The sequence below is a fragment of the Shewanella sp. 0m-6 genome, assembly GCF_052977325.1.
Genome location: NZ_JBRIMD010000006.1, coordinates 210092 through 222003, shown reverse-complemented (window position 1 = coordinate 222003; position 11912 = coordinate 210092). Strand labels below are relative to the sequence as shown.

Annotated in this window: 13 protein-coding genes and 1 tRNA gene; 10 read left to right on the top strand and 4 right to left on the bottom strand. The window is 43.8% G+C overall.

The genetic code is table 11. From position 1 onward, the window contains the following. Positions 1-120 precede the first annotated feature (120 nt). The 3 genes from ACVBJC_RS07185 (at position 121) to ACVBJC_RS07175 (ending at position 1388) form a co-directional block, all read left to right on the top strand. Positions 121-195: transfer RNA gene (locus ACVBJC_RS07185), tRNA-Gln, on the top strand. Positions 196-469: 274 nt separating this feature from the next. Then, positions 470-928, top strand: a complete 459-nt coding sequence (locus tag ACVBJC_RS07180; protein ID WP_447160190.1) for a hypothetical protein — start codon at positions 470-472, stop codon at positions 926-928. Positions 929-971: 43 nt separating this feature from the next. Beyond that, a complete protein-coding gene (locus ACVBJC_RS07175; RefSeq protein WP_447160189.1) occupies positions 972-1388 on the top strand; it encodes a hypothetical protein in 417 nt (138 codons plus the stop codon). A gap of 83 nt (positions 1389-1471) precedes the next feature. On the opposite strand, the gene ACVBJC_RS07170 is transcribed toward ACVBJC_RS07175, so the two are convergent. From ACVBJC_RS07170 to lolB, 3 genes are all read right to left on the bottom strand, one after another. Next, positions 1472-2419: a ribose-phosphate pyrophosphokinase gene (locus tag ACVBJC_RS07170; protein ID WP_044556501.1), complete on the bottom strand. Its 948-nt coding sequence runs from the start codon at positions 2417-2419 to the stop codon at positions 1472-1474. A gap of 66 nt (positions 2420-2485) precedes the next feature. Beyond that, entirely contained in the window at positions 2486-3340 is an 855-nt protein-coding gene (ispE, locus tag ACVBJC_RS07165; RefSeq protein WP_447160188.1) for a 4-(cytidine 5'-diphospho)-2-C-methyl-D-erythritol kinase, read from the bottom strand. Next, positions 3337-3996, bottom strand: coding sequence for a lipoprotein insertase outer membrane protein LolB (gene lolB / locus ACVBJC_RS07160; RefSeq protein ID WP_447160187.1), 660 nt, complete (start codon positions 3994-3996; stop codon positions 3337-3339). The genes ispE and lolB overlap by 4 nt, the downstream gene beginning before the upstream one ends. A 269-nt stretch (positions 3997-4265) precedes the next feature. Between lolB and hemA the strand changes: the two genes are divergently transcribed. Genes hemA through prmC form a run of 3 tightly spaced genes read left to right on the top strand, consistent with a single transcriptional unit; the run spans position 4266 to position 7505 of the window. Continuing rightward, complete coding sequence (gene hemA / locus ACVBJC_RS07155; RefSeq protein ID WP_447160186.1) at positions 4266-5516, top strand: glutamyl-tRNA reductase; 1251 nt, start codon at positions 4266-4268, stop codon at positions 5514-5516. Between the two features lie 13 nt (positions 5517-5529). Then, positions 5530-6615, top strand: coding sequence for a peptide chain release factor 1 (gene prfA / locus ACVBJC_RS07150; protein ID WP_447160185.1), 1086 nt, complete (start codon positions 5530-5532; stop codon positions 6613-6615). Between the two features lie 47 nt (positions 6616-6662). After that, complete coding sequence (prmC, locus tag ACVBJC_RS07145) at positions 6663-7505, top strand: peptide chain release factor N(5)-glutamine methyltransferase (protein ID WP_447160184.1); 843 nt, start codon at positions 6663-6665, stop codon at positions 7503-7505. Positions 7506-7587: 82 nt separating this feature from the next. On the opposite strand, the gene ACVBJC_RS07140 is transcribed toward prmC, so the two are convergent. Then, complete coding sequence (locus ACVBJC_RS07140) at positions 7588-8010, bottom strand: GNAT family N-acetyltransferase (RefSeq protein WP_447160183.1); 423 nt, start codon at positions 8008-8010, stop codon at positions 7588-7590. 216 nt (positions 8011-8226) lie between these two features. Here ACVBJC_RS07140 and ACVBJC_RS07135 point away from each other — a divergent pair, with 216 nt between their 5' ends. The 4 genes from ACVBJC_RS07135 to kdsA all read left to right on the top strand — a co-directional run bounded on the left by ACVBJC_RS07135 (position 8227) and on the right by kdsA (position 11794). Beyond that, complete coding sequence (locus tag ACVBJC_RS07135; protein ID WP_447160182.1) at positions 8227-8622, top strand: SirB2 family protein; 396 nt, start codon at positions 8227-8229, stop codon at positions 8620-8622. Further along, positions 8622-9410 carry a transglutaminase family protein gene (locus ACVBJC_RS07130; RefSeq protein WP_447160181.1) on the top strand — a complete coding sequence of 263 codons (789 nt, stop codon included), beginning with the start codon at positions 8622-8624 and terminating at the stop codon, positions 9408-9410. The genes ACVBJC_RS07135 and ACVBJC_RS07130 overlap by 1 nt, the downstream gene beginning before the upstream one ends. A 198-nt stretch (positions 9411-9608) precedes the next feature. After that, the gene (locus tag ACVBJC_RS07125; protein ID WP_447160180.1) at positions 9609-10877 is read left to right on the top strand and encodes a DUF819 family protein; all 1269 of its coding nucleotides are present in this window, start codon (positions 9609-9611) and stop codon (positions 10875-10877) included. A 68-nt stretch (positions 10878-10945) separates the two neighbouring features. Further along, positions 10946-11794, top strand: coding sequence for a 3-deoxy-8-phosphooctulonate synthase (gene kdsA / locus ACVBJC_RS07120; protein ID WP_447160179.1), 849 nt, complete (start codon positions 10946-10948; stop codon positions 11792-11794). Positions 11795-11912: the final 118 nt, after the last annotated feature.

Sequence of the window (11912 nt, the reverse complement as noted above, 5' to 3'; positions counted from 1 at the left end):
ATTGGTAGACACGCCAGATTTAGGTTCTGGTGCCGCAAGGTGTGAGAGTTCAAGTCTCTCTTCCCGTACCATTTATTTAACATTGCTAGCTAAGGCTGGTTATGCGTTAGAAAGTTTGATTGGGGTATCGCCAAGCGGTAAGGCACCGGGTTTTGATCTCGGCATTCCCAGGTTCAAATCCTGGTACCCCAGCCATATAAAAGAAAGCCCATCCTCGGATGGGCTTTTTTGTTTTCTGCATTTTAAAACCTGCATTTTCAAGCTTATTCAAAACAGTGTTCGTCAGGCTCACTTTTTTCATCACTTTGTTCGTCTTCCATAAAAGAGCTCGTGGCTAAAGCTAGTAACTAACACTCTAAACTAAAGCTCAAAGCTAAAACTCGCAGTTAAAGCTAGAAACTAAAGCTAGAAACTAAAGCTCTAAATTTGTGCTAGGATTTTGCTCTGTATTTTTCAAGGAGTGAATACTATGAGGTTTGTAAAAACCTTGCTTATTACATATTTCATGTCTTTAAGTGCTTTTGTGCAAGCTGCGCCATCAACACTTGAAATCGATGACAATATCCAACCAAAGTCCTCAGATCGCTATATTCGCGCCGTTCATAAAGAAGTTGAGACGAATACTGATGATCTCAATAAGATCCGTTACGCCATTCTAGAGGGGATGTTGACCACAAAGGGCTTTGCTTGGGTGTATCAAGGTGAAGGCGATGGGTACATTATGGCGCGCTTTGATTATCGAGGCGACACCAATGTGATACGGATTGAATATAACTCATCTTTAGTGCAGCTTAAATATCATGATGCACTTGGTGACTATGTGTGTAAGACATTGATTGATGACATCTGCTATAAAAATAGTCGTGGTTATTACAACTACATAAAAAATCTTAGAAATAGCATCAACAAGCAGCTGAAAGGGCTTTAATCATTTCAAATAATCATCGTTAAAGCCATTCAAAGGACAGAATATGAAAAAAATGAGTGCAGCTTTGCTTGTGGGGGCTTGCGGCTTAATGCCTGTGGCGGCAAGTGAGTTACAGCTTTATCAAGACCCCATTCCGTACGGTAGTTACGTTAAAGATTTAGATAGTATGCTGACGGATGCGGTTAAACGTAACCACTGGGTGTTTAGTAAAAATGAGGCAGGCCTTAGGTATGCTAATTTAGATTATAAGAGCTATAAAATAAAAACTGAGCTAGTGGTTAACAGCAACACAGTCGCTGTTAAGTTGATAAGCGCAGAACGTCCTGATTGTGGCAAAAAGAGCTGTAAAGTCGATATGGGTAGGGTTGATGGTTGGCTGGTTAAACTACGTCGTAGCATCGCTTATGATGTGACTCAGGCAGTTAGAGATGATGCACTAAAGCACAGATCTGTTGAGTGATCCCTAATCGCAAACTCTAGTCATAAAAAAACGCACTCAATTGAGTGCGTTTCTATTTATGTTACTGACTAACTCGTGGTGAATTAGTGCTTGAACATAGCAGAGATTGACTCTTCGTTGCTTACGCGGCGAATTGCTTCAGCCATAACCGTAGACATAGTCAACTGAGATACTTTCTCTAGAGCCGCAATTTCAGGGCTTAGCGGGATAGTATCTGTCACAATCACTTCATCAATCACTGATTCAGCGATGTTCTTAGCAGCGTTGCCAGAAAATACTGGGTGAGTTGCATAAGCGAATACGCGGTTTGCACCGTGCTCTTTCAGTGCTTCAGCAGCTTTACACAGTGTTCCACCAGTATCGATCATGTCATCAACAATGATGCAGTCACGGCCTTGAACATCACCAATGATATGCATAACTTGAGCAACGTTAGCTTGTGGGCGACGCTTATCGATAATTGCTAGATCAGAATCATCAAGCAATTTAGCGACTGCACGAGCACGTACAACACCACCGATATCTGGTGATACAACTACAGGGTTTTCTAGGTTTTTAGCTAACATGTCTTCTAGTAACACTGGGCTACCGAATACGTTATCAACTGGAACGTCGAAGAAACCTTGAATTTGCTCAGCGTGTAGATCACAAGTCAATACGCGGTCAACGCCAACGCTTGAAAGGAAGTCTGCTACAACTTTAGCTGTAATAGGTACACGAGCACTACGAACTCGACGGTCCTGACGCGCGTAACCAAAGTAAGGAATAACCGCTGTAATACGACCAGCTGATGCACGACGAAGCGCGTCAACCATAACGATAAGTTCCATTAGGTTATCGTTAGTAGGAGCGCAAGTAGATTGAATGATAAAAACATCCGCACCACGTACATTTTCATTAATTTGGACACTGATTTCGCCGTCACTGAAAACGCCTACTTCTGCGTCTCCAAGTTTACAAAATAGACGATCGGCTATCTTCTTAGCGAGACTAGGTGTTGCGTTACCGGCAAAAAGTTTAATGTCAGGCACTGTATGAACCTCAGGCGTATGCTTCATGATAGTGGCTGGGATTAAAAAAAGTATCCCAGAATGTGGTTAACACTGAGCTAATCTCAGCATTAACGGCGATATATTTGCCCCTTTCGCAACAAAGCCTTGAATCGATGCAGGCAACTTCGCCAATACATCTTTAGCCTCTTGCTCCTGTTCGAATTGACCAAAAACACATGCTCCTGTTCCGGTCATTCTGGACGGCGCATATTCTAGCAGCCAGCCTAAGGTCTTGGCAACTTGAGGGTGGCGTTTTGCGACTAATGCTTGGCAGTCATTTTGCCATGGGCTGCTCATTAACGTCTCAAGGCTGAGCTTGGGTGTGTTTCGCGGCAATTCTGGGTCTTGGAATACTTCCGCTGTAGAAACATGGACCTGAGGAATTAATACCAGATACCAAGGCTCGGCAGGTTCAACATTTTCTAGTTTTTCACCTACGCCTTCGGCAAAGGCTGAGAAACCATTAATAAAAACAGGTACATCGGCGCCAAGGCTTAAGCCTATCTCAGCTAAATCTGCTAGAGACAACCCCGTTGCCCACAACTCGTTTAGTGCAACTAAGGTTGTGGCCGCATCAGAAGAACCACCACCCAAACCACCTCCCATAGGTAAGCGTTTATCGAGCCAAATTTCAGCGCCAAACTGACATTTTGTGTGCTGTTGTAGTGATTTTGCAGCTTTAAGAATTAAGTTATCGCTGTCGGCAACAACCCCTGCCATATTTGAGTGCAATTTGAGTTCGGGTTTATCTAACACTTTAAAGTCTAAGTAGTCACAATGTTCGACGAACTGAAACAAGGTTTGCAGTTCGTGATATCCATCATGGCGCCGTGCATTGATATGCAGAAATAGGTTAAGTTTTGCTGGCGCCGGCCAGCCTAGTGAAAGTGGCGCAGTCATAAAGAGCTCTCAGTATTTGAGGTTTGTTGTATAAGAATTTGGCTTTGTGGTGCTAAGGCCTGCCATTGATTCAATTGTAGCTTTAGATGAATATCACCACGTTGTAAATTGAGTAGTCGAGGTACCTCTGCACCGCTTTGAGCTTGCCAACTTTTAAAATCAACTTCCCAGGGGGGAAGTAGCTCTGCGTTTACCAGCTTAACTGGGCGCCCCTGGTTATCAGTGCTGATCAGTTTATCGCCTGGAGTGAGCTGGCCGGTGATCCATAGTGGTAGCGACTCGATAGGAATAGACCAGCCAGAGACGCGTGTCAACAGGCGCTGTGCATCTGTATCGGTATAGGTTTTACCGTCAACTTCAAGTGTCGCGTTACCAGCATAGCTTGAAAGAGACAGCACCGTAGTACCTAGCATGGTCGTTAGTTTTAGTTCATCGCGCTCGGGGCTATGGAGCCAATATAGGTTAGTGCTAAACCTATCTTGCGGTGTTCTAACGGCAAGTTTCCCCTGCATTTCCCATGCTTTAGCCTGCTGCACTTTGTTAACAGAGACGGGAATTAGGTTGTCTGGTATGGTAGTTGAGCAGCCGCTAATGAAAATAGTGCTCAATATCAACCATAGATAAGTGTTTTTTGTGAACCGGCTCAAATTATTCATCTATTACTGATATAAAAGAGCCCTTATGATACGAGGGGTTGAATGAATTACCAATGCCCATATGCAAAAATATGCTTTTGCACAATGCTCAATGTCGTTTTAGCGTGACATAACTATATATGAATAGTTAAAAAAGTGATGCTAATTGAAAAAATGGGTAAGAACATAGATTATTATTCGGTTTTGTTAAGCGTATTCTGTTTTTAACAACACCAATTCAGTAGAATGGCACCAATAAATGAGATGCCCAAGAGTCCAGAACGAGTCAAATGAGCCTTGTAGCAATCGGAATTAACCATAAAACGGCCACGGTCGACCTACGTGAGAAAGTCGCATTCGCACCAGACAGAATTCATGATGCCATGAAGAGTCTAGCGTCTCGTACTCTAACGGGGGAAGCCGTCATCATTTCCACCTGTAACCGCACAGAACTTTACTGTAATAATAGTGAAGCTGCTGATGTCGTTGCTTGGCTGGAAGATTATCATCAACTATCCCATGAAGATGTTGAGCCCTGCTTGTACCAATATAAAGGTCAAGAAGCGGTTAAGCATTTAATGCGTGTATCTGCTGGTCTCGATTCACTGATTTTGGGTGAACCGCAAATTTTAGGCCAAGTGAAGCAATCTTTTGTGAAAGCAAAAGAAGCGGGTACCGTTGCAGCGACAATGGATCGCTTGTTTCAAAATACCTTTTCAGTCGCCAAAAAAATTCGTACTGATACCGAAATTGGTGCTGCTGCCGTATCGGTAGCCTTTGCTGCGGTGAGCATGGCAAAGCATATTTTCTCATCACTTAGCACGACTCAAGTATTATTAGTCGGCGCCGGTGAGACAATAGAGTTAGTTGCACGTCACCTAAAAGACAATGGTGTTAAAAGCATGGTGGTTGCAAACCGAACCATTTCACGTGCAGAAGCCATGTGTGACGAGTTCGGTGCCACAGCAATTACACTCGAACAGATCCCAGATTTTCTCCCTAAGGCCGATATCGTGATATCCTCTACGGCTAGCCCATTACCAATACTTGGTAAGGGCATGGTAGAAAAAGCGCTTAAACAGCGTCGTCATCAACCTATGTTATTGGTTGATATAGCAGTTCCTCGAGATATCGAGGCTGAAGTTGCGGATCTAGATGATGCATTTCTCTATACCGTAGATGACCTGCAAAGCATTATTGAACAAAATATGGCATCTCGAAGAGAAGCTGCCGAGCAAGCAGAATTAATTGCAGAAGATCAAGCTTATCTATTTATGGAATGGATCCGCTCACTAGAGTCGGTAGACAGTATCCGTGAATATCGCACTCAGAGTATGGCGATTAAAGATGAACTGGTAGAGCGAGCGGTCAACAAATTGGCCCAAGGTGGTAATAGTGAGCAAGTCTTACTGGAGCTAGCCAATAAGCTGACCAACAAGCTGATCCATGCACCGACACAAGCGCTTACCGCTGCGAGTCGACAAGGGGATTTGAATTCTCTTGGACAATTAAGAGCTGTGCTTGGACTAGATAAAGACTAAGGTTAGCGTTTAAATGAAGGACAGTGTGATTCGTAAGCTTGAAGGCTTACTTGAACGTAACGAAGAAGTACTGGCGTTACTGAGCGATGCAGGTGTTATCGCTGATCAGGAGCGTTTTCGCGCCTTGTCTAAAGAATATTCTCAATTAGAGGATGTGGTCAGAACTTTTAAAGCATTTCAGCAAGCAGAAGAAGATTTAGAATCTGCTAAAGAGATGATGGAAGAAGATGACGCAGAGCTAAAAGAGATGGCTCAGGAAGAATTTAAAGTCGCTAAGTCGGCGATTGCAGTGCTTGAAGATGAACTGCAAATCCTGTTGCTGCCAAAAGATCCTAATGATGATAATAACTGCTTTATTGAAATTCGCGCAGGCGCGGGTGGAGACGAAGCAGCTATCTTTGCGGGCGATTTGTTCCGCATGTACAGCAGATACGCTGAAAGTAAACGCTGGCAAATTGAAGTCATGAATACCAATGAAGGTGAGCATGGCGGCTTTAAAGAAGTGATTGCTAAAATCAGTGGTGAAGGCGTTTACGGCAAACTTAAGTTCGAGTCTGGTGGACACCGTGTACAGCGCGTTCCAGAGACTGAATCTCAAGGCCGTGTTCATACTTCTGCTTGTACCGTTATTGTATTGCCAGAAGTGCCTGAAGCTGAAGCCATTGAAATCAACAAGGCCGATCTGAAAGTTGATACTTTCCGCGCATCGGGTGCTGGTGGTCAGCACGTAAACAAAACCGATTCGGCTATTCGTATTACGCATATTCCTACAGGTATTGTTGTTGAGTGTCAGGATCAGCGTTCACAGCATAAAAACCGTGCCCAAGCGATGAGCGTGCTTTCTGCACGTATTCAAGCGGTTGAAGACGAAAAGCGCCGTAGTGCTGAAGAAAGTACGCGTCGTAACTTAGTCTCAAGTGGTGACCGTTCAGAGCGTATCCGTACTTATAACTTCCCACAAGGTCGCGTAAGTGAGCACAGAATTAACTTAACTCTGTACCGCCTAGGCGAATTTATGGAAGGCGATATCGATTGTGTTATCGAGCCTCTCATTCTAGAAAACCAAGCGGATATGCTTGCAGCACTAGGTGAAGGTTAATCCTTCACTCAAATAATTATTGTGCTACAGATGAATAAGGATATTCCTTGCAATTAACTATCTCAGGGGCACTTAAGTGGGCCTCTTCTCAGCTTGAAAGTATCTCTGACTCAGCATCGCTTGATGCTGAGGTCATGTTGCTTCATGTGATTAATAAACCTCGTAGTTATTTATATACTTGGCCTGAAAAAAGCTTAGAGCCAGAGCAAGTCTTTGAGTTTAAACAAATGCTCGCCAAGCGTTTACGTGGTAACCCCATCGCTCACATTGTGGGGGAAAGGGAATTTTGGTCACTGCCATTTAGAGTGAATCCAACAACGCTGATCCCACGTCCAGATACTGAAATTTTGGTAGAGACGGCGCTTAACTTACCATTAGCAGAAACGGCTAAAGTACTCGATTTGGGTACAGGGACTGGCGCGATAGCGTTGTCATTGGCCCATGAACGCAATGAGTGGCAAGTGTGTGCGATTGATAAAGTGGATGATGCGGTTGAATTAGCCAAAGAGAATCGTACCAATCTAAAGCTAGAGCAAGTCGATGTGTTTCAAAGTGACTGGTTTGATGCGGTTGAGTGTTATGACTTTAACTTGATCGTGTCCAATCCTCCTTACATTGATGAGGAAGACGAACATCTTTCTCAAGGTGATGTTAGGTTTGAGCCTCAAAGTGCACTGACTGCGCCGTTGAGAGGGTTTGCAGATCTGTTTCACATTGCCGAGTCTGCGCGTGATTACCTTGCTCCTGGTGGCTACTTGTTACTTGAGCATGGCTATCAACAAGCTATCGAGCTCAGAGATAAGTTAACCGAGCTGGGCTACGAAAATGTTGCCACAGTGCGTGACTTTGGTAGTAATGATCGCTGTACATTAGGCCGCTGGCCTCGTTAAGACTTTGGCGTTAAAACAGAAAAGGCACTATTAATAGTGCCTTTTTCTATGCTGATGGCTATAAGCGCTTACTGTCTGCTCGTTATAAAAGCTGTTTAACCATAAAGTGCTTACAACCTGTTTTAGGGTAAGTCTGTTGTGTCCACTGCAGTTGATAACCACGCTTTTCATAAAATGGCTTAGCTTGAAAGTTTAAAGTATCTAAGATTGCAGAGCGGCAGCCGCGGGCTAAGGCAATCGCTTCGGCTTGCTCAAGTAGTTGATGACCAACATTTTGCCCTCGCAAACCTTCATCGACCCAAAGGTTGTCAATCATCAGCCAATGGCCAAAGGTTCTACCAGAAAAGCCTGCGAGTAATTCACCATTTTCAGTCTCTAATTTTAAGCCTAACGGTAATCGTTCAGACACTTCCCAATGTTGCCAGTTAAATTCAGCGATTTTACGCTTAACGGCATCGGCAAATTCATCACTGTCATCAAGAACAAACTGAATCTTGTTGGTCATTAATAATGCCTCTATGGTGTTTAGCAACGAATTAAGGCCATTACGCTAACCCAAAGTTTGGCTAAATGACAAGCTGATAATAGCGAGAGACTAATGGGTAAAACTCTGGCTTGATTAAACTTTGTGCGGTTCAGCGTGTTGTCATCGCCTGATATTGGTTATGGATTAAGGTATGGGTTACACTAGCCGCCTTTATCGGCTAATAGACCTTTTTTCATGGAAACTTTTTACAGTTTATACCCTGCGTTTAAGCACCTGCATATGACGCTTATCGCGACTAGCGTATTGTTTTTCTTAGTCCGTTTTGTATTGCATTTACGTAAGTCTCCGGTACTGGAGAAGAAAGCGATTAAAATAGCACCTCATGTTATCGATACTTTCTTGCTGCTATCTGGATTGATTTTATGCTTCTCCATTAAGCAGTACCCTTTTGTTGATCCGTGGATGACAGAAAAACTGGGTGCCGTTGTAGCCTATATCGTTTTGGCAACCATAGCGCTTAAAGCGAATCGCAATACATTGTTTAAAGTGTTTGCAGCCTTTGGTGCTATTGGTTGGGTTGTTTACGCTGCAAAACTGGCGATATTAAAGCAATCGGTGTTACTTGGTTAATGACTGATTTAACAATTAACGACTCAATTCAGCTTCCAGAGACGGCTTTAGACATTGCTGAGCATTTAGGTTTTTCTAAGGCTAAGAATGGCAACTGGGCGTGGCTAGAGTTGGCTGGGTCAGTGCTCAGCTTCTATGTGGTTGATAGGCGCGAGCGATTAAATGGGCTGCTTAACTGGTTTTATAATGACTTGGGCTTTTGCCCCCGCGAAGACTATTACAGTGCCGAGGCTGCCGATTTAGGCAAATGCTTAACCTCGAAGCAAGGTAATAGCACAACGCTAGCAACAGTATTGATGCTACTGGCAAAGCAGTTAGATCTTAAATTAGATTTACTGTTGTTGCCTGGGCAAACTGTACTTTGTAGTCAAATCGATGATCAGATCCGTTATATTGACCCGCTTACAGGCGCGGAGCTGAGCAAGCATCAGCTACATGTGTTTGTACGGGGTGAGCTAGGTAATGGAGCGAGCTTTAAATCTAGTTACCTAAAGCCTGCTAGCATTAAGCGGATAGTGTCTCGGATGCTGCATGAAATGAAAGCTGGCAGCATCTTGGCCCACAAGTTTGAGCCAGCGATGGAGTGCTGTAACTTGTTGCTTCAATGGCATAGCGATGATTTGAATCTAAATCGAGAGCGCGCCTTTATTGCGCAGCAACTTGGCTGTATAAGTGTTGCTGCGGCAGACTTAACTCACTTTGTAGAAAATAGTCCGCATGATCCGGTAATTGAGCTGGTGAAAATGCAATTAAAAGAACTTAAAGAGGAAGTTGAAACTTTCCATTAAGAATCACAATAGGGCCTAAGGGCCCTTTTGTGTTGATATAGCCGCTTCAAACTAGGGCAAAAGATTTAAACAGAGCGCATTGCTTGAAAAAGATAATAAAAACGCGCCGTTAAAAATAAGCTTAAAAATCACACCAACAAATTGAAATAAAAGAATAATAATTAGGCAAAGCATTGCCAATATTAAGGGAATAGGATCATGAGTAGTTCAGCTTCAGTGACCAGTGCACTGGTGACAAATGACGCTACCGCATTAGGTATTTTGGCGGTAGTACTGGGTTTTGTGTTTTATACCAGTAATAGCAACAATGCGTTTTGGAAGAAGTTTTATACTTTCGTTCCAGCTTTGCTGATGTGTTATTTCTTACCATCGCTATTAAATACCTTCAATATTATCGATGGTAATACGTCACAGCTGTATTTTGTTGCGTCGCGTTACCTGCTGCCAGCCTGCTTGGTATTACTGATTTTAAGTGTCGACTTAAAGGCCATTCTCTCGTTAGGGCCGAAAGCGATTATTATGTTCCTAACCGGAACCGTGGGTATCGTGATTGGCGGGCCCATTGCACTACTGATTGTCTCAAGTTTAAACCCCGAAATACTTGGGGTGACAGGGCCTGATGCCGTTTGGCGTGGCATGACGACCCTTGCGGGTAGCTGGATTGGTGGCGGAGCGAACCAAGCCGCAATGAAAGAAATTTATGACGTAGGCGGTGATATTTTTTCCATTATGGTGACGGTGGACGTTATCGTGGCGAATATTTGGATGGCAGTTCTGCTATTTATGGCGTCGAAAGCCAAGCAGATTGATGCAAAAACAGGTGCCGATACCACCGCGCTTGAAGCGCTGAAAGATAAAGTCGAAAAGTATCATGCAGAGAATGCTCGCATTCCTAGCTTGAAAGACTTGATGATGATCGTGATGATTGGATTTGGTGTTACAGGTTTAGCGCATATAGTCGCTGACTTATTAGGCCCATTTTTCGAAACCAATTATCCGTGGACTCGAGATTACAGCTTAACCTCTAAGTTTTTCTGGTTAATCGTCACGGTTACTACGATTGGCTTAATTTTGTCGTTTACACGAGTACGACATATCGAAGCGGCGGGCGCTTCAAAAGTTGCGACAGCATTCTTGTATATTTTGGTCGCAACCATCGGATTGCATATGGATGTGTCAAAATTGGCCGATCCAGACAACCTGTGGTTCTTTGCTATTGGTATCATTTGGATGTTAGTACACGCTAGCTTTATGCTGATTGTGGCTAAGTTAATAAAAGCGCCACTGTTCTATATGGCTGTGGGTAGTCAAGCCAATGTTGGCGGCGCGGCATCGGCCCCCGTAGTGGCTGCAGCCTTTCACCCAGCTTTAGCCCCTGTAGGTGTACTACTAGCAGTATTGGGCTATGCTTTAGGCACTTATATGGCATGGATTTGTGGCCAGATTTTACAAGCTGTGGCGACTTAAGTCGCAGCGAAAACCTAGTTGATTAATGCCAAGGTACAGACCTTGGCTCACGAAGAGAGAAGAGATTGATGAGCAATAAAATCATTAGTTTAGGTTCGATTGAAATCGCAAACGATAAGCCTTTTGTACTGTTTGGCGGTATGAACGTACTTGAGTCACGTGACTTGGCAATGCAAATTGCAGAAACCTATGCCGAAGTCACTCAAAAGCTAGGGATCCCTTATGTGTTTAAGGCTTCTTTTGATAAAGCAAACCGCTCATCAGTTAACTCTTACCGTGGTCCAGGCATGGAAGAAGGCCTAAAGATTTTTGAAGAGATCAAGTCAACGTTTAACCTGCCTTTAATTACCGACGTACACGAAGTTTACCAGTGCGCACCAGTAGCTGAAGTGGTTGATATTATCCAGCTACCCGCTTTCTTAGCTCGCCAAACCGATCTTGTGGTTGCGATGGCAAAGACTGGCGCCATCATCAACGTGAAAAAACCGCAGTTTTTAGCGCCACACGAAATGCGTCATATCATCACTAAGTTTAATGAAGCAGGTAACGACGAAATTATTCTTTGTGAGCGTGGCTCAAGCTTTGGTTACAACAACCTAGTTGTCGATATGCTAGGTATGGATGAAATGAAGCAAACGGGTTACCCGGTGATTTTTGATGCGACCCATGCACTACAGCGCCCTGGCGGACGAGCTGACAGCGCCGGTGGACGCCGCGCTCAAGCGACAGAGCTTGCACGTAGTGGTATGGCATTAGGTCTAGCAGGCCTATTTATCGAGGCGCATCCAGATCCTGACAATGCTAAGTGTGACGGCCCATGTGCCTTGCCACTAAATCAGTTAGAGAACTATTTAACCCAAATGAAAGCGATTGATGATTTAATCAAATCTTTTGACCCAATCGACACTAGCAAATAAGCGCTAAGTATTTTGCGCTGATTGTTGGTCGCTAAATAAAATAAAGCCCTGCAGCTCGTCAGGGTTTTATTGTTTTTATCGGCAGCATTTAAGTTTAAATACAGACTAAGTCTTTATT